At 73.2% G+C, this 24256-nt stretch carries 25 protein-coding genes; 15 read left to right on the forward strand and 10 right to left on the reverse strand.

Going from position 1 to position 24256, the window contains the following annotated elements:
• Positions 1 to 224 precede the first annotated feature (224 nt).
• From ACFFHU_RS23025 to ACFFHU_RS23040, 4 genes are all read left to right on the forward strand, one after another.
• Positions 225 to 1427 carry a sensor histidine kinase gene (locus ACFFHU_RS23025; protein ID WP_377342150.1) on the forward strand — a complete coding sequence of 401 codons (1203 nt, stop codon included), beginning with the start codon at positions 225 to 227 and terminating at the stop codon, positions 1425 to 1427.
• Entirely contained in the window at positions 1424 to 2122 is a 699-nt protein-coding gene (locus tag ACFFHU_RS23030) for a response regulator (protein ID WP_377342152.1), read from the forward strand. The genes ACFFHU_RS23025 and ACFFHU_RS23030 overlap by 4 nt, the downstream gene beginning before the upstream one ends.
• Before the next feature lie 568 nt (positions 2123 to 2690).
• Positions 2691 to 3458 carry an ABC transporter ATP-binding protein gene (locus tag ACFFHU_RS23035; RefSeq protein WP_377342154.1) on the forward strand — a complete coding sequence of 256 codons (768 nt, stop codon included), beginning with the start codon at positions 2691 to 2693 and terminating at the stop codon, positions 3456 to 3458.
• The gene (locus ACFFHU_RS23040) at positions 3458 to 6001 is read left to right on the forward strand and encodes an ABC transporter permease (RefSeq protein WP_377342155.1); all 2544 of its coding nucleotides are present in this window, start codon (positions 3458 to 3460) and stop codon (positions 5999 to 6001) included. Before ACFFHU_RS23035 ends, ACFFHU_RS23040 begins: the two co-directional genes overlap by 1 nt.
• Positions 6002 to 6149: 148 nt before the next feature.
• Here ACFFHU_RS23040 and ACFFHU_RS23045 read toward each other — a convergent pair whose 3' ends face one another.
• The 4 genes from ACFFHU_RS23045 to ACFFHU_RS23060 all read right to left on the reverse strand — a co-directional run bounded on the left by ACFFHU_RS23045 (position 6150) and on the right by ACFFHU_RS23060 (position 9588).
• The gene (locus ACFFHU_RS23045) at positions 6150 to 6797 is read right to left on the reverse strand and encodes an HAD family hydrolase (RefSeq protein ID WP_377342518.1); all 648 of its coding nucleotides are present in this window, start codon (positions 6795 to 6797) and stop codon (positions 6150 to 6152) included.
• 219 nt (positions 6798 to 7016) lie between these two features.
• The gene (locus ACFFHU_RS23050) at positions 7017 to 7778 is read right to left on the reverse strand and encodes a neutral zinc metallopeptidase (RefSeq protein WP_377342157.1); all 762 of its coding nucleotides are present in this window, start codon (positions 7776 to 7778) and stop codon (positions 7017 to 7019) included.
• 177 nt (positions 7779 to 7955) lie between these two features.
• Positions 7956 to 8510, reverse strand: coding sequence for a hypothetical protein (locus ACFFHU_RS23055; RefSeq protein ID WP_377342158.1), 555 nt, complete (start codon positions 8508 to 8510; stop codon positions 7956 to 7958).
• Between the two features lie 79 nt (positions 8511 to 8589).
• Complete coding sequence (locus tag ACFFHU_RS23060; protein ID WP_377342160.1) at positions 8590 to 9588, reverse strand: GNAT family N-acetyltransferase; 999 nt, start codon at positions 9586 to 9588, stop codon at positions 8590 to 8592.
• Between the two features lie 149 nt (positions 9589 to 9737).
• Here ACFFHU_RS23060 and ACFFHU_RS23065 point away from each other — a divergent pair, with 149 nt between their 5' ends.
• The 5 genes from ACFFHU_RS23065 (at position 9738) to ACFFHU_RS23085 (ending at position 13598) form a co-directional block, all read left to right on the forward strand.
• The gene (locus ACFFHU_RS23065) at positions 9738 to 10190 is read left to right on the forward strand and encodes a cupin domain-containing protein (protein WP_377342162.1); all 453 of its coding nucleotides are present in this window, start codon (positions 9738 to 9740) and stop codon (positions 10188 to 10190) included.
• 31 nt (positions 10191 to 10221) lie between these two features.
• Positions 10222 to 10680: an SRPBCC family protein gene (locus ACFFHU_RS23070; RefSeq protein WP_377342164.1), complete on the forward strand. Its 459-nt coding sequence runs from the start codon at positions 10222 to 10224 to the stop codon at positions 10678 to 10680.
• A 51-nt stretch (positions 10681 to 10731) separates the two neighbouring features.
• Entirely contained in the window at positions 10732 to 11526 is a 795-nt protein-coding gene (locus ACFFHU_RS23075; protein WP_377342166.1) for an alpha/beta hydrolase, read from the forward strand.
• Between the two features lie 119 nt (positions 11527 to 11645).
• Positions 11646 to 12443, forward strand: a complete 798-nt coding sequence (locus ACFFHU_RS23080) for a class I SAM-dependent methyltransferase (RefSeq protein WP_377342168.1) — start codon at positions 11646 to 11648, stop codon at positions 12441 to 12443.
• A gap of 189 nt (positions 12444 to 12632) precedes the next feature.
• Entirely contained in the window at positions 12633 to 13598 is a 966-nt protein-coding gene (locus ACFFHU_RS23085; protein ID WP_377342170.1) for a DUF2637 domain-containing protein, read from the forward strand.
• 55 nt (positions 13599 to 13653) lie between these two features.
• Here the strand turns inward: ACFFHU_RS23085 and ACFFHU_RS23090 are convergent, their stop codons facing one another.
• Complete coding sequence (locus ACFFHU_RS23090) at positions 13654 to 14208, reverse strand: GNAT family N-acetyltransferase (RefSeq protein ID WP_377342172.1); 555 nt, start codon at positions 14206 to 14208, stop codon at positions 13654 to 13656.
• A gap of 91 nt (positions 14209 to 14299) precedes the next feature.
• Here ACFFHU_RS23090 and ACFFHU_RS23095 point away from each other — a divergent pair, with 91 nt between their 5' ends.
• Positions 14300 to 14704, forward strand: coding sequence for a hypothetical protein (locus ACFFHU_RS23095; protein WP_377342173.1), 405 nt, complete (start codon positions 14300 to 14302; stop codon positions 14702 to 14704).
• Here the strand turns inward: ACFFHU_RS23095 and ACFFHU_RS23100 are convergent.
• Both ACFFHU_RS23100 and ACFFHU_RS23105 read right to left on the reverse strand, forming a co-directional pair.
• On the reverse strand, positions 14683 to 16080 hold the full coding sequence (locus ACFFHU_RS23100) for a hypothetical protein (RefSeq protein ID WP_377342175.1): 1398 nt from the start codon (positions 16078 to 16080) through the stop codon (positions 14683 to 14685). The genes ACFFHU_RS23095 and ACFFHU_RS23100 overlap by 22 nt on opposite strands.
• 132 nt (positions 16081 to 16212) lie before the next feature.
• Positions 16213 to 16386, reverse strand: a complete 174-nt coding sequence (locus ACFFHU_RS23105) for an NADPH-dependent FMN reductase (protein ID WP_377342176.1) — start codon at positions 16384 to 16386, stop codon at positions 16213 to 16215.
• Positions 16387 to 16503: 117 nt separating this feature from the next.
• Between ACFFHU_RS23105 and ACFFHU_RS23110 the strand changes: the two genes are divergently transcribed.
• From ACFFHU_RS23110 to ACFFHU_RS23125, 4 genes are all read left to right on the forward strand, one after another.
• Entirely contained in the window at positions 16504 to 16830 is a 327-nt protein-coding gene (locus ACFFHU_RS23110; RefSeq protein ID WP_377342177.1) for an ArsR/SmtB family transcription factor, read from the forward strand.
• Positions 16817 to 17272, forward strand: a complete 456-nt coding sequence (locus tag ACFFHU_RS23115; protein ID WP_377342178.1) for an SRPBCC family protein — start codon at positions 16817 to 16819, stop codon at positions 17270 to 17272. The genes ACFFHU_RS23110 and ACFFHU_RS23115 overlap by 14 nt, the downstream gene beginning before the upstream one ends.
• Position 17273: 1 nt before the next feature.
• The gene (locus tag ACFFHU_RS23120) at positions 17274 to 17582 is read left to right on the forward strand and encodes a YciI family protein (RefSeq protein ID WP_377342179.1); all 309 of its coding nucleotides are present in this window, start codon (positions 17274 to 17276) and stop codon (positions 17580 to 17582) included.
• Positions 17583 to 17687: 105 nt separating this feature from the next.
• Entirely contained in the window at positions 17688 to 18080 is a 393-nt protein-coding gene (locus ACFFHU_RS23125) for a hypothetical protein (protein ID WP_377342181.1), read from the forward strand.
• Between the two features lie 41 nt (positions 18081 to 18121).
• Here ACFFHU_RS23125 and ACFFHU_RS23130 read toward each other — a convergent pair whose 3' ends face one another.
• From ACFFHU_RS23130 to metH, 3 genes are all read right to left on the reverse strand, one after another.
• On the reverse strand, positions 18122 to 18664 hold the full coding sequence (locus ACFFHU_RS23130; protein ID WP_377342183.1) for a hypothetical protein: 543 nt from the start codon (positions 18662 to 18664) through the stop codon (positions 18122 to 18124).
• A gap of 78 nt (positions 18665 to 18742) precedes the next feature.
• Positions 18743 to 19153, reverse strand: a complete 411-nt coding sequence (locus ACFFHU_RS23135; protein ID WP_377342185.1) for an NAD(+) diphosphatase — start codon at positions 19151 to 19153, stop codon at positions 18743 to 18745.
• Between the two features lie 446 nt (positions 19154 to 19599).
• Positions 19600 to 23103 carry a methionine synthase gene (gene metH / locus ACFFHU_RS23140; RefSeq protein WP_377342519.1) on the reverse strand — a complete coding sequence of 1168 codons (3504 nt, stop codon included), beginning with the start codon at positions 23101 to 23103 and terminating at the stop codon, positions 19600 to 19602.
• 283 nt (positions 23104 to 23386) lie between these two features.
• Here metH and ACFFHU_RS23145 point away from each other — a divergent pair, with 283 nt between their 5' ends.
• Positions 23387 to 24256 carry a PAC2 family protein gene (locus ACFFHU_RS23145; RefSeq protein ID WP_377342188.1) on the forward strand — a complete coding sequence of 290 codons (870 nt, stop codon included), beginning with the start codon at positions 23387 to 23389 and terminating at the stop codon, positions 24254 to 24256.

The raw sequence follows: 24256 nt of genomic DNA on the forward strand, positions 1-24256 counted from the left end.
CCGCCGACCGACCACCACCGGCGGGCAGGAGACAGCGAGCCGACCAGCCACCACCGGCGGGCGGGAAACCGTGAGCAGGCCGGCCACCACCGACGGGCCGGAGACCGCGAGCCGACCGGCCACCACAGAGGGGCCGGAGACCGCGAGCAGGCCGGCCACCACCAACAGGCGGGCAACGGCCGGCCGGCCGGCCACCGGGAGCGGGCCGGCGGCCGGGCAGCGGTGTGGTCGGCCGGCTGAGCACGGCCGTCGCGAGCCGGCCGCTGCTCGGTGACGCGCTGCTGGCCGCCGGGACGATGGTGCTGGAGCTGGCGCTGCTGGTGCTGGCCGGCGGCGACCGTGGACCGGTCCGGCCGGTCGCCGAGCTGACCTGGGGCGTGGTCTGCGCCGCCCCGGTCGCGCTGCGCCGGGTCGCGCCGGGCTGGGCCGTGGCGGCCGCCATGCTCACCGTGGCCGGCTCGGCGGCGCTACGGGTCGCGCCGGCGACCCAGGGCCTCGCCTTCGTCCTGCTGACGTACACGCTGGCGGCCCGCTGGCCGATGCGCCGGGCGGTCATCGGCTCGGCCCTGCTCTGGGTGCCGATCGCCGTCCTCGACCTGCTCCGGCCGACGCCCGCCGGCGCCCTGGGCGGCGTCGGCTACTTCGTGCTGGACAACGTGCTGATCGCGCTGGTGTCGTTCTTCGTCGGCCGGACCGTGCACGCCCGCCGGGCCTCCACGGCCGCGCTGCGGGAACGGGCCCGGGTGGCCGAGGAGAACCAGCGGGCCCTGGCCGAGCAGGCGGTGGCCGACGAGCGCCGCCGGATCGCCCGGGAGCTGCACGACGTGGTGGCCCACCACGTGAGCGTGATGGGCGTGCTGGCCACCGGCGCCCGCCGGACGCTGGCCCGGGACCGGGCCGCCGCCGACGAGGCGCTGGGCAGCATCGAGGAGACCGGCCGGACGGCGCTGCGGGAGTTGCGCCGGCTGCTGGACGTGCTGCGCACCGAGGCCGAACCGGCGGAGCTGGCCCCGCAACCCGGGCTGGCCGGCATCGAGGCCCTGGTCGAGCAGCTCCGCGAGGCCGGGCTGCCGGTCACCCTGGAGGTCGCCGGCACGCCCCGGCCGCTGGACCCCGGCATGGCGCTGACGATCTTCCGCATCGTCCAGGAGGCGCTCACCAACGTGCTCAAGCACGCCGGGACGGCCACGGCCGGGGTGTCGATCGCGTTCCGCGGGCGGTGGCTCGAGCTGGAGATCGTCGACACCGGGCGGGGTCCGGTTCCGGACTCGGCCACCCTGGGCCACGGCCTGGTCGGCATGCGCGAGCGGGTGGCCCTCTACGGTGGAGCCCTGCGCACCGGCGCCCGGGCGGGCGGCGGCTACCGGGTGCAGGCGCGGATCCCGGTGGAGCAGCCGGGCGGATTCGACGACGAAGGGGCAGCATGACGGGGCTGGACGGCGCGGCGACCCGGGACGACCGGCCGATACGCGTGCTGCTCGCCGACGACCAGCCGCTGCTGCGGACCGGGTTCCGGATGGTGCTCGGCGCCGAGGACGACCTGGACATCGTCGGCGAGGCCAGCGACGGCGCCGAGGCGGTCGAGCTGTCCCGCCGGCTGTTGCCGGACGTGGTGTTGATGGACATCCGGATGCCGCGAATGGACGGCGTCACCGCCACCCGGAGCATCGTCGAGGCCCGCCTGCCGGTCCGGGTGCTCATCCTCACCACCTTCGACCTCGACGAGTACATCGTCGGCGCGCTCCGGGCCGGCGCCAGCGGCTTCCTGGCCAAGGACGTACCGGCAGAGGATCTGGTGACCGCGATCCGCACGGTGGCCGCGGGCGACGCGGTGGTGGCGCCGCGGATCCTGCGACGGCTGCTGGACCAGTTCGCCGGCGTGCTGCCGGACCCGTCGGCCGCCCCGGCCCCGGTGGTGGACACGCTGACCGAGCGGGAGCGCGAGGTGCTGGTGCAGGTGGCCCGCGGCCTGTCGAACCAGGAGATCGCCCGGGCGCTCACGGTGAGCGAGACGACGGTGAAGACGCACGTGGGACACGTCCTGACCAAGCTCGGCCTGCGGGACCGGGTGCAGGCCGTGGTGCTGGCGTACGAGTCGGGCCTGGTCCGGCCCGGCGGCTGACCGCGGACCCAGCCGGCCGGCCGCCCGCGACCGGCCCCCAGACCCACCCCGCGAGCGATCCCAAACCCGCCCCGCGACCGACCCCGGACCCGCCCCGGCGACCGACCCCGGACCCGCCCCGAACTCGGCCCACCCGGCCCATCCCCGGCCCATCCGGCCCGTCCCCGGCCCATCCGGCCCGTCCCCTGCTCATCCCCGGCCGCTGAGGGCCGACGAGCATCTCCGCCATGTTTCGTCAACCGGAGTTGACGGATGAGGTCTTGTCAACGTAGATTGACGACGGGTGGCAGAACTTGCCCCTCCCGTCGCGGGAGGCCGTACGGTCGAGCGCGCCGGGCCGGGGGAACCCGCCGGCTCGGGGGAACCCGCCGGATCGGGGGGAACCCGCCGGATCGGGGGAACCCGCCGGATCGGGGGGAACCCTGAGCCCGGGTCGGGGCCGACCCGCACCCGGAAATCCGCCCGTCCTCCGTCGGGAGTCGGAGGGATGCGTTGTCCCGGCGGCCGACAATGGAGGCCGCCGGCCGGGCTCTCCGCCCGGCCGGACCATGATCAAAGGAGTGGAGCATTGACCGCGACGGTGGCCCGCAATACGGGGGCGGCGGCCCGCGCCCGGGAAGTGTGGAAGGTGTACGGCAGCGGCGAGGCGCAGGTGGTGGCCCTGCGCGGGGTGACCGCGGAGTTCGAACGGGGACGGTTCACGGCCATCATGGGCCCGTCCGGATCCGGCAAGTCCACCCTGATGCACTGCCTGGCCGGCCTGGACACGGTCACCCGGGGAACGATCGAGATCGGCGACACCACCGTGACCGGCCTCGGTGACGCCGGGCTGACCAAGCTGCGCCGCGACAAGGTGGGGTTCATCTTCCAGCAGTTCAACCTGCTGCCCACGCTGAGCGCCCAGGAGAACATCCTGCTCCCGCTGGCCATCGCCGGACGCAAGCCGGACCAGGCGTGGTTCGACCTGGTGATCGACACCGTCGGGCTGCGGGACCGGCTCGGGCACCGGCCGAGCCAGCTCTCCGGCGGCCAGCAGCAGCGGGTGGCCTGCGCCCGGGCCCTGGTGGCCCGGCCCGAGGTGGTGTTCGCCGACGAGCCGACCGGCAACCTGGACTCCCGCTCGGGCGCCGAGGTGCTCAACTTCCTGCGCCGCTCGGTCGGCGAGTTCGGGCAGACCATCGTGATGGTGACCCACGACCCGGTGGCCGCCTCCTACTCCGACCGGGTGGTCTTCCTCGCCGACGGGCAGATCGTGTCCGAGCTGGTGGAACCCAGCCCGGAGACCGTGCTGGACACGATGAAGAAGCTGGACGCGTCCGGCGAGGCGACGCTCTGATGCTGCGCGCCACGCTCAAGAGCCTGCTGGCCCGCAAGCTGCGGCTCATCCTGTCCGGCCTGGCCGTCGTGCTGGGCGTCATGTTCGTCTCGGGCGCCTTCGTGCTCACCGACACCCTCGGCCGGTCGTTCGACGCGGTCTTCGCCGACGCGTACGCCGGCACCGACGTCGGGGTGAGCGGCAAGCCGAAGGTGAGCGGCGACAACGGCCAGGCGCCGGCGCTGGTGCCGGCCGCGGCCCTGAACACCGTGCGCGGAGTGCCCGGGGTGGCCTCGGTGACCGGGCAGGTCGGCGCCGACGGCGCCCGGCTGATCGGCGCGAACGGCAAGGCGCTGACCTCGTTCGGGCCGCCCCAGCTGGGCGAGAACTGGACCGGCGAGGACAAGCTGGTCAAGCTGCGCGAGGGGCGCGGGCCGAACGCCGACAACGAGATCGCGGTGAACGCCGCCACCGCGGCCGCCGCCAAGGTCAAGGTGGGCGACCGGGTGGGCGTGCTCACCATCGCGGCGCCGAAGCGGGAGTTCACGCTGGTCGGCATCTTCGGCTACAGCGGCGACCGGGACAGCATCGGCGGTGTCCAGGAGGTGACGTTCACCGAGCCGACCGCGCAGCGGTTGATGCTCGGGCAGCCCGGCGTCTACACCAACCTGCGGGTGACGGCCGCGTCCGGCGTCTCCGACACCGAGCTGCGGGACCGGATCGGCACGGCGCTCGGCGACGGGTACGTGGTCAAGACCGGCAAGCAGCTCTCCGCCGACTCGTCCGCCGACCTCAAGCAGGGGCTGTCGTTCTTCAACAAGATCCTGCTGGGCTTCGCCGGGGTGGCGCTGTTCGTCGGGATCTTCCTGATTCTCAACACGTTCTCGATCGTGGTGGCCCAGCGGACCCGCGAGCTGGCGCTGCTGCGCGCCGTGGGCGCCAGCCGGCGGCAGGTGATCAACTCGGTGCTGGTCGAGGCCGTGGTGGTGGGCCTGCTCGCCTCGGTCATCGGGCTGGGCGCCGGGATCGGCGTCGGCGCGCTGCTGGCGTACCTCTTCGGCAAGCTCGGCGGCGGCCTCGCGCTGGCCGGCATCGGCGTGCCCCCGGCGGCGGTGATCAGCGCGTTCGCGGTCGGGCTGCTGGTGACGCTGGTGGCGGCCGTGCTGCCCGCGCTGCGGGCGGCCCGGATCCCGCCGGTGGCCGCGCTGCAGGACGTGGCGACCCCGGACCGGCCGCTCACGAAGATCACCGTGGCCGGCGCGCTGGTGGGCGCGGCCGGTGGCACCCTGCTCGGCCTCGGCCTGGCCGGGAAGGCCGGTGACAACACGCTCTGGACGATCCTCGGCGGGGTGCTGGTGGCGTTCATCGGCGTGGCGCTGCTCACCCCGGCCATCAGCCGGCCGGTGGTGTCGGTGCTGGGCCGGCTCTTCTCCTGGTCGGTGGCGGGCAAGCTGGGCCGGCTCAACTCCGGCCGCAACCCGCGGCGGACGGCCATCACCGCGGCCGCGCTGATGGTCGGCATCGCGCTGGTGACCGGCGTCAGCGTGATCCTCGACTCGGCCAAGGGCAGCATCACCGCGCTGGCCAAGGACACCATCCAGGCCCAGCTGGTGATCTCGGGCGGGCGGAGCGGCCCGCGACCGGCGAGCTTCGACCCGGCGGTGCTGGAGAAGGCCGCGGCGCTGCCCGGGGTCCGGCTCACCGACGGCGAGTACGGCGACATGGCGGTGGTGAACGGCCAGCGGACCTGGGTGGCCGCCAGCAGCAACGTGGCGGCGCTGACCCAGATCTTCCAGGCGAAGCCCACCGCGGGCAGCATCGACCGGTTGGCCGACAACGAGGCGCTGGTCAGCTCGGACACGGCCAAGAGCCGGGGGCTGTCCGTCGGCTCCAAGCTCACCGTGCAGCTGTCCCGGGGTGATGCGCGGACGTACACGGTCAGTGGCGTCTACGGCAGCTCGCAGCTGACCAACCCGATGGTGCTGCCGCCGGCCGCGGTGAAGGACTTCGCCCTGCCACAGCCCATCCAGGGGTTCATCCAGCTCACCGACGGCACGCCGGTGAGCCAGGTGCAGCCGCGGGTGGAGGCGCTGCTGGCGGACAGCCCCGAGGTCTCGGTGGCGGATCGGGACGCGTTCATCAAGCAGCAGACCAACCAGTTCGACACGATTCTCACGATGATCCAGATCCTGCTGGCTTTGGCCATCCTCATCGCGGTCCTCGGCATCGTCAACACGCTCGCGCTGTCGGTGCTGGAACGCACCCGGGAGCTGGGACTGCTGCGCGCCATCGGCCTGCGGCGTAGCCGCACCATGTGGATGATCACGGTCGAGGCGGTGGTGATCTCGGTGTTCGGCGCGCTGCTCGGGGTCGTGGTCGGCAGCGGGCTGGGCGCCGCGGTGGTCCGCGCGCTGCGCGACGACGGGATCGACCGGCTGATCCTGCCGTGGGGTCAGATGGGCCTGTTCCTCGGCCTGGCCGCGATCATCGGCGTGGTCGCGGCGGTGCTGCCGGCCATCCGCGCGGCCCGGATCAACGTCCTGGGCGCGATCGCCCACGAGTGAAAGGAAGGGCCCCTTCTTATCGTTTTCGGTATAGGAAGGGGCCCTTCTTAACGCCCCCGGCCGGGCGACCGTCGGCCGGCCGTAACGCTCCGGGCGGGCGACCGTCGGCCGGCCGTGACGCTCCGGGCGGGCGAGCGCGGCCGGTGGCTCAGCCGGTCGCCCGGGCCTGGAGGCTGGCCAGCAGTTCCAGGTCCGCGGCGGTCAGGCTGTCCAGCCGGCGTACGCCGTCGGCCGGCGCCAGCGGCACGTCGGAGGGCACCGCCAGCACCGCGGCGCCGGCGGCCAGCGCGCTGGCCACCCCGGTGGGCGAGTCCTCGATGGCCACGCACCGGCCGATCGGCACGCCGAGCAGCCGCGCCGCCGTCAGGTAGGGCTCCGGATGCGGCTTGGTGTTGTCCACCTCGTCGCCGCAGACCACCACGTCGAAGTTGTCGCGCCCGATGGTCTGCAGCGCGACCTCCACGAGCTGCCGGGCGGTGGAGGTGACCAGCGCGGTCGGGATGCCGGCCGTGCGGACGGCCCGGACCAGCTCCCGCGCGCCCGGCCGAAACCGGACCTCGGTGCCGAACAACTCGGCCACCCGCTTTTCCAGCCAGGCGGCCCCGGCGGCGGCGTCCCGCCACGGCTGGCCCAGATCGTCGTGCAGGAGGACCATCGACTGGTCCATCGACGTACCGACCATCGCGGCCCGGGCCTCGGCCGAGAGGCTCCCGCCGTACGTGGCGGCGAGTTCGTTGAGCGCGATGGTCCACAACCGTTCGCTGTCGATCAGGGTGCCGTCCATGTCGAACAGCACCGCGGCGGGGGCGGGGGTGGCGGCGGTCAGGGGGTCCTCCTTCGGGCACGGGACGACCGGCGCAGCCCGCCGCGCCGCCGGGCGCGGCGCGGGGCGGGACCCGGCCGCTCGGCGCGGCGCGGCCGCGACGGTCGTCAAGGACCGGCAGTTCGATCCTGCTCGATCCTGCCAGCGCGCCGCCACCGGTGGCCGCACCGGCCGTCTCCGGGGTGACCTAGCTCAACGGCCCAGGTCACAGGCGGCCAACGACCGCTGGTAGCCGTTGAAGAAGGAATCGGTGCGCTGCTTGGCGCTGCCGTGCGCTCCCTCCGCGAACCACGGTTGGCCCGGGTCGTCGGCCACCGCGGCCAGCCCCCGGCGCAGCTCGTCCAGGTCGCCGTCCTGAAGGTCGAGATCGCCGTCCTTCACCGAGTCGCCGATGTACGCGCCGGCCATGCAGTCGGCCTGCAGTTCCTGCTGGATCGTGTAGCTGTACCGGATGCCGAGCCGGGTCTGGATGCCGTGCGCGTACTCGTGGCCGAGCAGGTAGTAGAGGAACGCGTCACCGATCTTGCGGAAGGCCTGCACTGCCCAGTTGACGTCGTAGGCGATGAAGTCGCCGTCGGAGCAGTAGAGCGCGTTGTTGCGCGGCACGCCCTGGCCGGCGCACGACACCTCGCCGGTCCGCTGGTAGGCCACGACCCGACGGACCGGCTGGAACCGCTGGCCGTTCTGCTGGAAGCGCGCCCCCCAGTACTGCTCGGCCAGGTCGACCGCGCCGTTGAGGTCGCTCTTGAACTCCCCGATGGTCATCGTGCCGTCCTCCTGCCGGCCCTGCGGCGGGGAGGACCGGCCGGCGGAGGAGCGACCGGCCGCCGGGCGGTCACCGCCACCCCCGTCCGGCGTGGTCCCCGCCCCGCAGGCCAGGGCCACGACGAGCGCGGACAACAGCGCCGCGAGGCGCAGGACGGGGCCGGACCGGTCACGGGTTGCGGGCTGCACGGGAACCTCCTGGGCTACGGCGGTGCGCCATCAATACCCAATAACTCCGCCAGCAATGGCCGCGGATTCCTGTGCCGGGCCGAGGGCCGGCCGCCGCTCGGCGGCCCGCGCCGGGCAGCGGTCATCGCGCGGGCCACGGCCAGCGCCGTTTGCCGGGTCCCGGCCGGCGGCGCAAGGTCAGCCCGCGACGCCGGCCTCGCCACCGGCGAGCGCGAAGGCCGCCGGATCGACGGCGCCGGTCTGCACCACCGGCAGCGGGTCGCCGCCGACCGCGCCGAGTTCGCGGCCGGCCGGGTCGTGGTCACGGCCGGCCGGGTCGGCGCCGACCGCGCCCGCCCCGCCCGGACCGACACCGCCGCCGGTGGGCGCGGCCGCCGATGAGGCGGCGGTGGCGCGGTCCGGCGCCACGCCCGCTGCGCCGGCCAGCACGGCCGGCCCGTCCACCGCGCCCGACGCCGTGGGCGGGCCGAGCGGCTGCGTCGGCGGCACGCCCGGTTCCGTACCCGACCCGGGGGTCGGGCTCTCCGGCGCCCCCTCGTTGGTGAGCGCGGCGACCAACCCGTCCACCTGGTCGACCGGCAGCCGGAACGAGCTGCGGCACAGCGGCCCCAGCCAGAGCGACAACACCACGATGTCCTGCTCCGGGTGGTGGGTGACCCGCATGGTGCGCTCCGGCCCGCGCGCGTCGGCGAACACACCACCCCGGCCGGTGCCCGGCAAGATCTGACCCATGGCATCAGAATGCCCTACCCGCGGGGAGCCGAGAAGCCCTCGATGCGATCTCAGGTAAGGGGAACCGGGCCCGGACAGCTCAGGTGGCCAGCTCGTACTCGTGCAGCTGCTCCACCATCCGGAAGCCGAACCGGTCGTTGACCGCGCGCATCGGCGCGTTGCTCTCGGCGGTCCAGCTGTGCAGCCAGCGGCGTTCGGCGCCGTGCCGGCCCAGCTGGCGCAGGTTGGCCACCTTGAGCAGCACGCCCAGGCGATGGCCGCGGTGCCGGGCGAACACGAACGTGTCGTCCTGCTTGGCGTTCGAGCGGTCCTTGCGATCGAGATAGCACAGCGTGTAGCCGGCGGGTTCGCCGTCCCGGGTCCGGGCCAGGGACACCACCGAGAGGTAGGTGGCCGCGAGACGCTGCTCCTCGGCCCGGAGCCGGTGCACGTCGTACTCCACCGCTGCCCGGTCCAGCTCGCCGACCGGCACCTCCCGGGACATCGCGGCCCGCATGGCCGCGTACGCCGGAAGGTGTTCCTCGGGGCAGGGCCCGGCCCAGGAGACCACGCGGTACCCGGCGGCCCGGCCGGTCGCCGCGGCCGCGAGCCGGTCCAGCAGGTCCTCGGCCGCCGGCAGGGCGAGCCGGAGGTGGTCCTCGACGTGCCGGCTGGCGAACCCGAGCCGCCGGGCGAACAGCGCGCCGGGCCAGGTCGCCACGGTCTGCCCGGCCGGCACGGCCACCTCGGCCTGGAAGACGGTACGGCCGTCGGCCGCAGCGCGGGCGGCGGCCCATAGCGCGGCGCCGACGCCGCGCCGCCGATGCTCCGGCGGTACGGCGATCCCGAGCTGCGCGACCTGCCGGTTCTCGGTGAGCGGCAACTCCAGCAGCAACGCGCCGAGCACCGTACCGGCCTCGACGGCCGCCACCGGCAGCCGCCGCAGGTGGGGGCCGGGTTCTCGCAGGGACCTGGCGAGGGCCGGGAAGGTCTCCACCACCGCCGCCGGTCGCCCGGCCGTGCCGCCGGCCAGCGACGCCGCGTGCCAGGCCCGCAGCGCGGCGTCGTCGTGCGGATCGACCTCCGCGATTTCGATCATCGGCCGAGCCAACCAGCCGGGACCGGCCGTCGCAACGCCGTTTCGACCCGGCCCGGCACGCCTGCGCCGTTGCGACCCGCCCGTTACGCCAGCCCGTTAGGCCCGCCCCGTCGTGGCCCGGCCTCGGTACGCTGACGCCGGGAGGACGGATGAGCGCAGGTGACAACGCCGCGATCTTCGAACGTGGCGAGGGGGTACGACGGGAGGCGCGCGGCAGCGTGATGCTGTTCAAGGCCCTCGCCGGCACCACGGAAGGCCGACTGTCCCTGATGGAGCGGACCCTGCCGCCGGGCGGTCGGATGCCGCCGCCGCACCGGCACGCCGGCAACGACGAGGCGTACTTCGTGCTGGACGGCGAGGTGACGTTCATCCTGGACGGCGAGACCCGCCGTGGCGGCCCGGAGACCTTCGTGCTGGTGCCCGCCGGCGTCGGACACACCTTCGGCAACGCCTCCGACCGGCCGGCCCGGCTGCTGGTGCTGCACTCCCCCGCGCTGGACGGATACTTCGCCGACCTGGCGGAGCTGTGGTCGGGGGAGCAGCCGCCCACCCCGGAGCAGGAGCGCGCCCTCATGGCGCGGCACGGCATGGAGCCGGCATGAACGGCGGTCGCCCGTACCGCGGAGCGCTCCGGTGCGGCACCGGCCGCTGGCACCGGCCGTCATGATCGTCCGTGGCGGCGTCGATGTGGCCGCGCCGGCCGCGCGGGCGTACGACCTGTACGCCGACTACCGGAACTGGCCGGCGCTCTTTCCGGCGATCAACGCGGTCCGGGAGACCGGCCGCGACGGTGATGCGGTGGAGCTGGCCATCGAGCACCGCGAGGGCTCGGTGACCAACCGACTGCGGCTGGAGCCGCCGGCCCGCATCGTGGTCACCGAACGCAAGCGGCGGTACGACGCGGAGTTCGTCAACACGTTCCGGGACACCCCCACCGGCAGCCGGTACGAGGTGGTCGGCGAGGTGCGCCTACGTGGCTGGTTGCGCCCGCTCGCCCCGATCATCCGCCCGTACGCGCGCCGGCAGCTCCGCCGACTCACCCTCGCCCCGATGAAGGCCGCCGCCGAGGCGCGGCGAGGCGGACCGGAATGATCGGCCCTCCGTGCAGGCCCGCGCCGCGGGCACCCGATAAGTTCATCCGGTATGGCGCTGCTTCGGTGTGACTTCTTCTCGGACGTGCTCGGCCTGAGCACCTCCATGACCGTGCTGCTGCCGCAGCGCACGACGGCGCAGATCGGGCTGTCCGGCGCGGCCGCCGACGGCGACCCGCCGGTGCTGTACCTGCTGCACGGCCTCAGCGACGACGACACCGTCTGGCTGCGCCGGACCTCCATCGAACGGTACGTGGCGCCGCTCGGGCTGGCCGTGGTGATGCCCCAGGTGAGCCGCAGTTTCTACACCGACGAGGCGAACGGCAACCGGTACTGGACGTTCCTGAGCGAGGAACTGCCGCGGGTGTGCCGGGACTTCTTCCGGCTGTCCGACCGGCGGGCCGACACCTTCGTGGCCGGGCTGTCGATGGGCGGGTACGGCGCGCTGAAGTGGGCGCTGCGCGACCCGGGCCGGTTCGCGGCGGCGGCCAGCCTGTCCGGCTGCCTGGACCTGGCCAGCCGGGTGGCGGACACCACCGACCGACCGCTCGACCCGGCGATCTGGCGTACCGTCTTCGGCGGGCGACCGGTGGCCGGGACCGACGACGACGTGCTGTCGCTGCTCGACCGGGTCAACCCGGCGACGCTGCCGGACCTGTACGTCTGCTGCGGCACCGAGGACCACCTGCACGCCGACGCGGTCCGGTTCGCCGAGGTGGCGGGGGCGCGCGACGTACCGGTCACCCTGGAACTGTCCCCGGGTGGGCACGACTGGGCGTACTGGGACGCGAAGATCCAGGACGTGCTGGCCTGGCTGCCGCTGCCGGCGAACGCCCGGCAGCGGTAAAGACCTGCGAGGCGGGGCGGCACGAAGGTCATCCGGGGCCTGACGCACCTGGTCGTGGCCGCCGCGCTCATCCCGGTAATCGGTCGCAACGACCGGGATCTGGCCGGTACCGTGCCCGGGTGACCGACGCGCGCCGCGAACTGCTTCGGAGCACCTTCGGCCAGGACGCCGACCGCTACGATCGGGCCCGGCCGGGCTATCCCGACCAGCTGGTCACCGACCTGGCCCGGCTGGCCGGACTGGGTCCACAGTCGCGGGTGCTGGAGATCGGCTGCGGCACCGGACAGGCCACCCGGCCGCTGGCCCGCCTCGGCTGCCGCATCACCGCCGTGGAACTGAGCCCCGACATGGCGGCGGTGGCCGAACGCAATCTGCGCGACTTCCCAAATGTCACCATCGAGGTGTCCCCGTTCGAGAGTTGGACGCCGCCAACGACGCCATTCGACCTGGTGTTCGCCGCGACCGCCTTCCACTGGATCGACCCGGAGACCCGGGTCGGCAGGGCGGCTGACGTCCTACGACCCGGCGGCGCTCTCGCGGTGGTCCACTCCGAGCACGTAGCCGGCGGCACCGAACGCTTCTTTGCCGACTCGCAACGCTGCTACGAACGCTTCGACCCGGATACGCCGCCCGGGCTGCGCCTGAGGCCCGCCGCCGAGGTCGTGGACGAACCCGGCGAGTTCGATCGCTCCGGGCGGTTCGGCCCGGTGCGGTTCCGCCGGTACGAATGGGAGAAGTCCTACACCACCGACGGCTATCTCGATCTGCTGATGACCTACTCCGGCCACCGGGCGCTGCCCGAGCCGGCCCGCGACGGGCTACTCGCCTGCCTCGCCAATCTCATCGACGGAAACCACAATGGCCGGATCAGCAAGCGGTACCTCACCTGGCTGGCGCTCGCGCGCCGCACCGTCTGACAGCGCGCTGCACCGTCTGACAGCGCGCCGCCCCGGACACGGTGAGCGCCGGACGGGGCGTGGCGTCCGGGGCGCGGAGCGTATTCGGACTTGCCAGCCATTCGGGGGTGATCGGTAAGGTCCAGGTCGCCAAGCGCTCTTAAGGCCGCCCGCCGGGCGGCCGGCCAGGCTGGAGGAGGAGAAGGCCCGGTGGCCCTCACGACCATCTCGTCGCGCGCCGCGGCAGCCCTGGTGGCGGCCGTCGCGGGCTTCGCCTCGTACCAGCACATCTACCGGGTCGCGATCAACGCGGGCGAGCACCGATCGGTGTCGGCGGTGCTGCCGCTGGCGATCGACGGGCTGATCCTGGTGGCCACCCTGGCGATGCTGGACGACAAGCGGAACGGCCGGCTGCCGCGGTTGTCGGCCCGGATCGCCCTGGCGTTCGGCGTGCTGGCCACCCTCGCGGCGAACATCGCGAGCGCCCAGCCGACCGTCACGGCCCGGATGGTGGCGGCCGTGCCGGCGGTGTCGTTCATGCTGGCCGTGGAGGTGCTGGCCCGGACCGGCAAGCCGGTCGCCGTGCCGCCGCCCGGGCCCGTCCGGGCCGGGGAGGTGGCCCGGTCGGCAGCCGAAACCCCGGCGGCCGAGGCGGCGGTCGTCGAGGCGGCGGTGGGCTCGTGGGAAGCCCCGACCCGGCCCCAACCGGGCGCGGCCCACTCGGGAACGCCGCATCCAGGCGCCGGCGCGGCCCAGCCGAGGCCCGCCGCGCCAGCGCAGCGGGCCGCCGTGCCACGGCAGCGGGCCGCGGCGGCGCGGGCGCTGCCCGTACCGTCGGTCGAGCCGGCGCCGCACGACCCGGCGCCGCCGTTCCCCGGGCCGGCCGCGACGGGCCGGCGGCGGGCCGGCGACACCGAGCCGGCTCCGGCGGCGAGCGCGCCGGCGTACCGGCCGGACGTCAGGCCTCGGACGAACCGGGCCAAGATTCCGGCCGCGCAGCGGGTGGCCAGCGCCGCGGCCACCCTGCCGGACGCCACGGTGGCGCAGATCGCCGCGCGGGCCGGCGTCTCGGAGACCACCGCGCGCCGGCACCTGGCCGCGACCCCCGGGCCGGGGTCGCTTGATCCCGCGGACGCCGTGCGCGCCAACGGCCACCCGGTGGGCGCCGCGACCTGACGACCACCGGGCCGGTCCCGGGCGGCGGCCGGCTCGGTCCCCGGCGGCGGCCGGGTCAGTCCCCGGCCGCGGCTGCAGCGTCGAGGACGAAGGCGACGACGGTACGGCCGCCGCCCTCGGCCGCCTCCGCGCGGGTGCCGACCCGGCGGAACCCGCACTTCTCCGCCACCCGGACCGAGGCCTGGTTTTGCACGTCGGCCTCGAGGATCAGCCGCCGCAGGCCGAGCTCCGCGACGGCCCACCCGGCCACCAGCCGAACCGCCCGCGGGGCGATGCCCCGCCCGCGATGCTGCGGAAACACGCTGTACGCCACGGTGCTCGTGCGGTCGTCCGTGAACTGCAGGTTGATGATCCCGACCGGCTCGTCGGTGCGCGCGTCCGCGATCACCAGCGGCGCGGCGCGGCCGCTGCGCCACGCCTCGTCGATGCGCGCCATGCTGGTGCGCCGGGCCTCGGCGTCCATCGGCCGGTCGTCCAGCCACCGCAGCGTCTCCGGGTCGCCGCTCGCCGCGGCGATCGCGTCCACATCGGCGGCCCGCCGCGGGCGTACGGCCACGACGCCGTCGGTGAGCGGCGCCGCGGGCGGCTCGGCCGGCGTCGATCTGACCACCGCCCGATGGTACGGCCCGGACAGCGGCGTCGTTGCCCGCCGATGCCGAGCGCCGTGCGTGCGCCCGGCCGCCGGCGGGTATTCCTGCCCTGTGCTGCGCCGACTGCTCTGGATCCTGTGGTCGCTCCTGTTCGGCATCGGCTCGGCGTGGACCTTCTCTTCCGTCCCTTCGGTTCCGACGTGGGTGCTGGTGGCGATCCCCGCCGTGCTGATCTCGCTCGGTGTGCTGACCGCCTGGCGTGGGCGGGGGCCGATCGGCCTCGGGCAGCGGGCGCCCCACCTGGCCTGGGCCGGAGGCATGCAGGCCGCCGCCGCGTTGGTGGTGCTGCCCCTGACCTGGCGGAGCCTACCGACGGCGATGGCCGTTGGGGGCGCCATCATGGCGGCCGCGATGACACTGTGGATCCCCATCGGCATGCTCGGCGAGGACGCCCCGAGCCAGCGGGGTGCCCGCGCCGCCGCCGGTCAGCCGGGTCAGTTGCCGCCGTCGCCGTAGCGGCCGCCGGTGGATTGCGACCAGACGCGCCGGTTGGACATCTCGGAGATGAAGTCGACGTGGGCCTGCAACGGCCAGGTGAGCATCGAGTAGTCGCCGATGATGAAGGTCATGTTGTACGGCCCGTCGGCCGGGGTGGTGAGGAAGGTGGGCGCCACCAACTTGTAGTAGTTCTCCACCTCGGTCGGGAGCTTGCCGGAGTTGTCGGTGAGCAGCAGCGGCGCGTGGTAGCCCAGGTGCGACAGCGGCGCGGAGGCGACGGCCCCCTGCCAGTTGTCGATGTTGACCAGCGTGAAGCCGTGGCCGGGGCCGAGGATGTTCCAGCCCATCATGCCGGCCGGGTCCCACATCTTGGCGAAGGCGACGGAGAGGTTGACCGGGGTGGTCGTGGCCGGGGTGTTGAACGCGACCGCGTCGTCGGCGTCGATCCGGGTGACGCTGCCGTACTGGCTCAGGGTCCGCAGGACCGACGCCGAGATCTGGTCCGGACCCCCGTACACGTAGATCAGCGCGTGGCCCTTGCGGCGCTTGAGCGCGTCGATCGTCGGTCCGGGCACGCTGTTGCGGTGCGCCCAGAGCAGCCCGGCGGGCATGTGCGAGGCCCAGTGCGTGGCCGGCAGGTAGAACCGCCAGTCGTCGCCGTCCGCCGAACCGATCAGTACGTCCTGGGCGCCGTTGCCACCGGTGCTGGCGCTGGTCTCCATCTGTGGCACACCGAGGTCGGGGTTCTGGATGCCGCCGTACAGCTTGTCGATGTTGTTGGCCAGGTCGAAGACGGTGCGGCCGGTGACCGCGGTCCACTTCACCCCGATGGCCGTGAGTTGCCGCTTGACCGCGTCGTTGGCGGCGGCGCCGACCAGGAACGCGTCCACGTCGTTGAAGCGGACGATGCCGGTGTCCCCGAGCCGCTTGATCTCGTTGAGGGTCACCGTCGGGATGCCGGTCCGGGTGACGAAGAGGATCGGGGCGTCGTCCGGAAAGTGCAGCAGCGGTACGGCCGAGATGGCCTGCAGCGGATCGTCGGCGGTGACCAGGGTGATGCCCCACGGCCGGTCGGGGACGTTGTCGGTCTCCCCTGGCGCGTTCTCCGGCAGCGCGGCCGGCCAGATGTGCTGGGTCACCGAGACCGCCTCCTGGAACGGGTCGGTGCCCCAGAGCCGGGTGGTGGTCTTGGTGGCGATGGTCGGCACCAGGCTGGGCGACTCCGGCGGCGACGGGACGTCGAAGTCGCGGCCGCAGACCACCCCGAACGGCCACAGGTTGGGGTCGGGGCTCGGACATCCGCTGGGGGCGGGCGCCGCCGCAGCGGCCGCGGTCTCCGCCAGCGCCTTCCGCGGCTGCTGCGGCGTCGTCGCTCCCGCGACGAATGACAGCACGCACAGCACCGCCACCCCGCCAGCGGGAAGCAGATGCCGGCCCCGCGACAAGCGCCGGCCATCTCCGCTGGACCACATGTGATCGCTCCCCCCAGCCGTCCATCCGGGCAAGCAGAGCCTTCCCATGCCGCGTCACAGCGGCGTCACGGGAAGTCCGCGCCCGTGGCGGCTGGTCACCGCGTGCAGTTCGCTGAGGACGTTCTCCAGATGAAGGACGGCATGACGCCCCCCGGACATGCCCCCATAGCTCACGAAGGCCACCGGCTTGGCCATCCAGTGAGTGAAGTGCCAGTCGATCGCGGCCATGAGGGCAGCGGCGCCTGCGGCGCCCGGCCAGCCGCCCCCTGCGCGCGCTCGGCTGACACGGTCGCGACGCGGCGAGCCCGTTGACAGGTGACCATCTGGTCACATATTTTTCCTTCGGTGGACGACGACCTGGTGTTCAAGGCTCTCGCGGACCCCACCCGTCGCTACCTGCTGGACCTGCTCTTCGAGCGGGACGGCCGCACGCTCACCGAGTTGGAGTCGGCGGTCGAGATCACCCGGTTCGGCGTGATGAAGCACCTGCGGGTGCTCCAGGACGCCGGCCTGGTCGTCACCCGTCGGTCGGGCCGGGAAAAGCTGCACTTCCTCAACCCCGTACCGATCCGGCTCATCCACGACCGCTGGATCGACAAGTACACGGCCGGCCCAGCATCGCTGCTCGCCGGCCTGAAGAAGGCACTGGAGGAACCGCATGACGACACCTGACCTGAGCACGCAGATCTACCAGGTGTTCATCAAGGCCACCCCGGAGCGGGTGTGGCAGGCCATCACCGATCCCGACGAGACCATGCTCTACTTCCACGGCGCCCGGATCACCAACACCCCCGAACGGCACATCTCGTACGGTCCCGACGGGTCCACCTGGGGCGACGGCCCGGTGCTCGAGTGGGACCCGCCGCGCCGGCTCGTGCACGAGTGGCGCTCCCTCTACGACGAGGAACTGGCCGCAGAGCAACCCAGCCGGGTCAGCTGGGACATCGAGCCACAGGACGGCGGCCTGTGCCTGCTCACCCTCACCCACGACCGGCTCGACGGGGCGCCCGGCACCGCCAAGAGCGTCTCCGGCCCCGGCTGGATGCTCGTGCTCAGCGGCCTGAAGACCCTGCTGGAGACCGGAACCCCGCTCACCACCGCCCCGGAGGCCTGACATGGCGCACTTCGCCTACAAGCTGATCCCACCGCGTCCCAGCTTCTTCGCCGACCAGACCGAGCAGGAACAGGCCGTCATGGCCGACCACGTCGGCTACTGGACCGGGCTGCTGGCCGCCGGCACCGCCGTGGTCTTCGGCCCGGTGCTCGACCCGGCCGGCGTGTGGGGCCTCGGCGTCGTCGAGGCCGAGGACGAGGCCGCGCTGGCCACCATCGCCGCGAACGACCCGGTGGTCAAAGCCGGCGTCGGCACCATCGAGACGTACCCGATGCCGGGCGCCATCGTCCGCCCCGCGCCGCCCGGATAGCGCGCCGTCGTCGTTCGCCGGCGTTCGGCCGCCAGATAGACGAACGCCGGCGGACCGCGACGCCACGGCCGGCGAGGCCGGGAGATTGGCCGGTACCGTGAGGCGATGGCCGGCGACTGGACCACATCGGACGCCTGGGTGTTTGCCTCGATCGAGGGCACCGGCCCCGAGGATGCCTACTCACTGACACAAATCGTCGTCAAGGCGGAGGGCATCAATCACTCCCTCCTGAGGGAGGACGAGTTCAACCGGGCGATAGCCCGCCTGGTGTCCGCCGGCCTCGTGGGCGCCGATCCCCATGGGGACCGCTACTGGCACACGGAAGCCGGGCGGGCGCTGTACCGGCGCCGGATGCGGCGGCGGGGACTGTTCGGCTGGATGGACACGTTACCTCCGGCGCTACGCCGGCTCGGCGCACCGCAGGACGGCCCCTGGTCCCTGCCCCCCGGCGCGTTCGAGGACGCGGTTGAGCAACTGCGCCAGAAAGCCGCCGAGTAGGAAAGCTCCTCCCGGGCTGACGCCAGTCCCGGGCCGCCGGGCTACACGCACGCCCAGCAGTACAGCCGGTGGCCCTGGTCGCACGCGTCACGGGCGAGCTGAGAGAGTTCGCGCAGGAAATCGGCCAGCAGCTCCGGGTCGCCCTTTCCCCAGAACTCCTCGGTCCGGGACCAGGCCACCGCGGCCGCGTCCAGCCGTTCGGGCGTCTGCTCTGCCAGCGCCTGCTGCAGTTCGTCGGTGAGTGTCAGGACCAGCCGCTCGCCTTCGTCTCTGACGGCCACGGCTCGGCCCGAGCGCGGGCGAGCAAAGACGATGTCGGCGTCTACGCGGGTGAGCAGCCCCTCCAGGGTTCCCATCTGCACCACCGGGTCGATGCCCTTGGTGGACAGCACCCGCAGGCCGTGCTCGGAGAGCCGGACGCGCGGCCGCATGAGACGGTCCACCGCCTCCCGATCGCCGGCGTCGAGGGCCGCCCGCAGCTCGGGCGAGACGGCCTCGGCCCCGGCCGGGCCGCCATCGAGGTCGATCGCGGCGGCGGCCTGCTCATCCGAGGCGGCCGCGAAATAGTCGTAGAGCACACCCACCCGAGGATCATGCACCACCGGACGGCGCGGTCCATCGGGTGGACGTGCTGGATCCGGCTTCGTGCGGCCCACCTCGGGTCAGGGTCCGAGGAACTGATGGATCAACGACAGCGTGTACGGGAACGACGGCAGCTCGGCTGGTGCGAGGGCACGAATCTCCGCCCGGGTGAACCACCGCGCCTGGGCGATCTCGCCCGGATCCAGCCGCAGCGTCGGTACGTCAACGGTGGCGGCGAAACCGGCCAGCAGCACCGACGGCGAGCTGAACGACCAGGGATGGCTACCTGTGTACGTCAGCCGGAGCGGCACCAGCCCGGTCTCCTCCCACAGCTCCCGGCTGGCCGCCCCTTCGAGCGTCTCCCCGGGCTCGACGAACCCGGCCACGAGTTCCCAGCTGTCCCGGTGCGGCCCGTACGTGTGGCGTACCAGCAGCAACCGGTCGTCGTGCTCGACGGCCATGACCACCGCGGGTGACAGGGCGTTGGGCACGTACGGCAGGGTCGAGCACTCCGGGCAGCGCCGCGTCGGGAAACCCGGGCAGTCGACCAGCGGTCCCCCGCACTCTCCGCAGTGGCGGTTGGTGCGCCGCCAGCGCACCTGGTAGTAACCCCGGGCGACGGCCGCCCCGGCAACTCGGCCACCAGTTCAAGCCATGGCCGCAGCACCGCACCCTCGGCTGTCGCGGTCAACTCACCTGCCCAGACCGGACGACCGTAAATTGCGCCGATGTGGAACAACGCCACATCCGGCAGCGCGGCGACGGTCGGCAGGGCACCGTCGGTCCGGACCACGACCCGTCCGTCGAGGGTCGCCGCCACCAGCAGGTCACCGGCGGCCGGCACGACCGACACGTCGTAGCCGGGCAGGAACGGCATCGGCACCGGAGAACCGTAACCAGTCCACCGCCCGGACACCAGGGACGGTGCCCTAGCTGGTCACTTGGCGTTGAAGTAGTTGGCCTCGGGGTGGTGTACGACGATGGCGTCGGTGGCCTGCTCGGGCATGAGCTGGAACTCCTCCGACAGCTGCACGCCGATCCGGTCGGCGGCCAGCAGGTCCATGATCTTGGCCCGTTCCTCCAGGTCGGGGCAGGCCGGGTAGCCGAACGCGTACCGGCAGCCGCGGTAGTCGGTGCGCAGCAGGCCGGCCAGGTCGGCCGGGTCGTCCTGGGCCAGCGTCCGGCCGCCGGGCAGGGTCAGCTCGGTCCGGATCCGCCGGTGCCAGTACTCCGCCAGCGCCTCGGTGAGCTGCACGGACAGCCCGTGCACCTCGAGGTAGTCGCGGTATTCGTTGCCGGCGAACAGCTTCGCGGTGTATTCGCTGATCGGCTGGCCGACGGTGACCAGCTGCAGGGCCACCACGTCGAGCTGGTCGCCCTTGGGCCGGAAGAAGTCGGCCAGGCACAGCCGGCGTTCCTGGCGCTGCCGGGGGAAGCTGAACCGGGCCCGCTCGGCGTGCCCGTTCTCGTCCAGCACCACCAGGTCGTTGCCCTCGGAGTAGGCCGGGAAGTAGCCGTACACCACGGCCGCCTCGAGCACCTTGTCTGCGGTGAGCCGATCCAGCCAGTACCGCAGCCGCGGCCGGCCCTGGGTCTCCACCAGCTCCTCGTACGTCGGGCCCGAGCCGCCCCGCGAGCCGCGCAGCCCCCACTGGCCCAGGAAGGTGGCCCGCTCGTCCAGCAGCGCCGCGTAGTCGGCCAGCGGCAGTCCCTTGACCACCCGGGTGCCGAAGAACGGCGGCGCCGGCACCTCCACGTCGGTGGCCACGTCGGACCGGACCGACGTGTCGTCCAGCGCCGGCAGCGACTCGGTCACCACGGCCCGCTGCCGCTCCCGCCGGGCCCGCCGCGCCGCGAGCGCCGCCTCGCGCTCCGGGTCGACCACCGGGGCGCCGCCGCGCTTGGCGGTCATCACCCGGTCCATCAGCGACAGACCCTCGAACGCGTCCCGCGCGTAGTGCACCTGCCCCGGGAACATCCCCCGCAGGTCGTCCTCGACGTACGCCCGGGTCAGCGCCGCCCCGCCGAGCAGCACCGGCCAGCGCTCGGCCACGCCCCGGTCGGCCATCTCGGCCAGGTTCTCCTTCATGATGACCGTGCTCTTGACCAGGAGCCCGGACATGCCGATCGCGTCGGCCCGGTGCTCCTCGGCGGCGTCCAGGATCGCCGAGATCGGCTGCTTGATGCCGATGTTCACGACCTCGTAGCCGTTGTTGGACAGGATGATGTCGACCAGGTTCTTGCCGATGTCGTGCACGTCGCCGCGCACCGTGGCCAGCACGATCCGGCCCTTGCCGCCGTCGTCGGCCTTTTCCATGTGCGGCTCGAGGTAGGCCACCGCGGTCTTCATCACCTCGGCCGACTGGAGCACGAACGGCAGCTGCATCTGGCCGGAGCCGAACAGCTCGCCAACCACCTTCATCCCATCCAGCAGCAGGTCGTTGATGATCGACAGCGCGCTGCGGCCCTCGGTCATGGCCGTGTCCAGGTCGGCCTCCAGGCCGGTCCGCTCGCCGTCGATGATCCGCCGCTTGAGCCGCTCGTCCAGCGGCAGCGCGGCCAACTCCTCCGCGCGGGTGGCCCGGGCCGAAGCCGCGTCGACGCCCTCGAACGCCTCGATGAACGCCTGCACCGGGTCGTATCCCTCGCGGCGCCGGTCGTAGACCAGGTCGAGCGCGACCTCGCGCTGCTCGTCCGGGATCCGGGAGACCGGCAGGATCTTGCTGGCGTGCACGATGGCGCTGGTCAGGCCGGCCTGCTGGCACTCGTGCAGGAACACCGAGTTGAGCACCTGCCGGGCGGCCGGGTTGAGCCCGAACGACACGTTGGAGACGCCCAGGGTGAAGTTGACCCCCGGGTAGCGCCGGGCGATCTCCCGGATCGCCTCGATGGTCTCGATGCCGTCCCGGCGGGTCTCCTCCTGACCGGTAGCGATCGGGAAGGTCAGCGCGTCGATGAGGATGTCCGACCGGTCCATCCCCCACCGGCCGGTGAGGTCCTCGATCAGCCGGGCGGCCACCCGTACCTTCCAGTCCTTGGTGCGGGCCTGGCCTTCCTCGTCGATGAGCAGCGCCACCACGGCGGCGCCGTGCTCGCGGACGATCGGCATCACCCGGGCGTACCGGGAGCCGGGCCCGTCGCCGTCCTCGAAGTTCACCGAGTTGACCACGCACCGGCCGCCGAGCATCTCCAGCCCGGCCTCGATCACCGCCGGCTCGGTGGAGTCCAGCATGATCGGCAGGGTGGAGGCGGTGGCGAACCGGCCGGCCAGCTCCCGCATGTCCCGGGTGCCGTCCCGGCCGACGTAGTCGACGCACAGGTCCAGCAGGTGCGACCCGTCCCGGGCCTGGGCGCGGGCGATCTCGACGCAGTCCTGCCAGTCGCCGGCCAGCATCGCCTCGCGGAACGCCTTGGAGCCGTTGGCGTTGGTGCGCTCCCCCACCATCAGCACCGACGAGTCCTGCGCGAACGGCACCGCGTGATAGATCGACGAGACCCCCGGCTCGTGCCGCGGCCCGCGGACCGCCGGGGTCAACCCGCGCATCCGCTCGGCCAGCACCCGGATGTGCTCGGGGGTGGTGCCGCAACAGCCGCCCACCAGCGCCACGCCGTACTCGGTGACGAACCGCTCCAGGGCGTCGGCCAGCTCCAGCGGGGTCAGCGGGAAGTAGGCCCCGTCCGAGGTCAGCACCGGCAGGCCCGCGTTCGGCATCACCGAGACCGGGACGCGGGAGTGCTGCGACAGGTAGCGCAGGTGCTCGCCCATCTCGGCCGGGCCGGTGGAGCAGTTGAGCCCGATGAGGTCCACCCCGAGCGGCTCGATGGCGGCCAGCGCCGCGCCGATCTCGGAGCCGAGCAGCATCGTGCCGGTGGTCTCCACGGCCACGTGGCAGATCAGCGGCACCCGCCGGTCCAGCTCCGCCATGGCCCGCTTCGACCCGATCAACGCGGCCTTGACCTGGAGCAGGTCCTGGCAGGTCTCCACGATGAGCGCGTCCACGCCGCCCTCGATGAGCCCGGCCGCGTTCTCCTGGTACGCGTCGCGCAGCTCGGCGTACGGGCTGTGCCCGAGAGTCGGTAGCCGGGTGCCGGGGCCGATCGAGCCGAGCACGTAGCGCGGCCGGTCGGGCGTGCTGAACTCGTCCGCGGCCTCCCGGGCCAGCCGGGCGCCGGCCGCGGAGAGCTCGCGGATCCGGTCGGCGATGCCGTACTCACCGAGGTTGGGCAGGTTGGCCCCGAACGTGTTGGTCTCCACGCAGTCGGCGCCGGCCTCGAAGTAGGCCCGGTGGATGTCCCGGACGACGTCGGGGCGGGTGATGTTGAGGATCTCGTTGCACCCCTCCAGGCCGTCGTAGTCCGCCAGGGAGAGGTCCGCCGCGTGCAGCATCGTGCCCATCGCTCCGTCGGCGACGAGGATCCGCTGGGTCAGGTCGGCAAGCAGAGAATCGGGCACGACATCCAGGCTAGTCCCTGGGGTGACGTTCGCCCGGCTCACCGTTCCGGGATCTCAGATACTGTGACGTGCGTCGCGTTCGGTCCGGTGCGTACCCGATCGTCCCGGTCCGGGGGCGGCCCGCACCCGGCGCGGCCAGCGGGCCGCATGGCCCCCGGACACGTAGGCTGGCGTACGTGAGGGATTCGAGGGACACCACCAGCAGGGAGATCGACCGGTACGGCGGCCGGCGCCGCTCGCCGGCCGACGCGGCACGCCGCGAGGTGACCCGATGACGGAGTTCGACGGCCTGCCGGAGCTGCGCTCGCCGGTGGCCATCGCGGCCTTCGAGGGCTGGAACGACGCCGCGGACGCCTCGACGGCCGCGGTCGAGCACCTGGAGCAGGTGTGGCAGGCCCGGCCCATCACCGAACTGGACCCCGAGGAGTTCTACGACTTCCAGGTGAGCCGGCCCGTCATCACGATGACCGAGGGCGAGACCCGGCGGATCGAGTGGCCGACCACCCGCTTCATGGTGGCCAGCCCGGAGGGCACCGACCGGGACGTGGTGCTGATCCGCGGCATCGAGCCCAGCATGCGCTGGCGGACATTCTGCGAGCAGGTGCTCGAGCTGTGCCACAGCCTGGAGATCAACCGGGTCGTGCTGCTTGGCGCGCTGCTGGCCGACGTGCCATACACCCGACCGCTGCCGATCAGCGGCAGCGCGTCGGACCGCGACGCCGCAGAGCGTTACCAGCTCACCCCGACCCGGTACGACGGTCCGACCGGGATCGTCGGCGTGCTGCACGACGCGTGTTCCCGAGCCGAGGTCGACGCGCTGTCCTTCTGGGTGCACGTGCCGCACTACGCCAACAACCCGCCCTGCCCCAAGGCCACCCAGGCGCTGCTGCACCGGGTCGAGGAGGTCCTCGACCTGCCGGTGCCGATGGCCGACCTGGCCGAGGAGGCGGCCGAGTGGGAGCAGCGGGTGCGGGCCGCGGCCGAGCAGGATGCCGAGCTCGGCGAATACGTCCGGGAGCTGGAGGAACGGGTCGGCGACGCCGGCATCCAGCCGCTCACCGGCGACGAGATCGCCCAGGAGTTCGAGAAGTACCTGCGCCGCCGGGGCGGCTCGGCCGGCCCCACGGCCGGTTCCTGGTAG

This window comes from Plantactinospora siamensis (assembly GCF_042434095.1).
GTDB lineage: Bacteria > Actinomycetota > Actinomycetes > Mycobacteriales > Micromonosporaceae > KBS50.

What these genes read in the sequence shown, in the direction of transcription:
- ACFFHU_RS23145 (WP_377342188.1), top strand. Translation starts at nt 23,387, where the DNA reads ATGACGGAGTTCGACGGCCTGCCGGAGCTGCGCTCGCCGGTGGCCATC.
- ACFFHU_RS23065 (WP_377342162.1), top strand. Translation starts at nt 9,738, where the DNA reads ATGAGCGCAGGTGACAACGCCGCGATCTTCGAACGTGGCGAGGGGGTA.
- ACFFHU_RS23125 (WP_377342181.1), top strand. Translation starts at nt 17,688, where the DNA reads ATGGCCGGCGACTGGACCACATCGGACGCCTGGGTGTTTGCCTCGATC.
- ACFFHU_RS23055 (WP_377342158.1), bottom strand. Translation starts at nt 8,510, where the DNA reads ATGGGTCAGATCTTGCCGGGCACCGGCCGGGGTGGTGTGTTCGCCGAC.
- ACFFHU_RS23060 (WP_377342160.1), bottom strand. Translation starts at nt 9,588, where the DNA reads ATGATCGAAATCGCGGAGGTCGATCCGCACGACGACGCCGCGCTGCGG.
- ACFFHU_RS23115 (WP_377342178.1), top strand. Translation starts at nt 16,817, where the DNA reads ATGACGACACCTGACCTGAGCACGCAGATCTACCAGGTGTTCATCAAG.
- ACFFHU_RS23120 (WP_377342179.1), top strand. Translation starts at nt 17,274, where the DNA reads ATGGCGCACTTCGCCTACAAGCTGATCCCACCGCGTCCCAGCTTCTTC.
- ACFFHU_RS23040 (WP_377342155.1), top strand. Translation starts at nt 3,458, where the DNA reads ATGCTGCGCGCCACGCTCAAGAGCCTGCTGGCCCGCAAGCTGCGGCTC.
- ACFFHU_RS23030 (WP_377342152.1), top strand. Translation starts at nt 1,424, where the DNA reads ATGACGGGGCTGGACGGCGCGGCGACCCGGGACGACCGGCCGATACGC.
- ACFFHU_RS23075 (WP_377342166.1), top strand. Translation starts at nt 10,732, where the DNA reads ATGGCGCTGCTTCGGTGTGACTTCTTCTCGGACGTGCTCGGCCTGAGC.
- ACFFHU_RS23105 (WP_377342176.1), bottom strand. Translation starts at nt 16,386, where the DNA reads ATGGCCGCGATCGACTGGCACTTCACTCACTGGATGGCCAAGCCGGTG.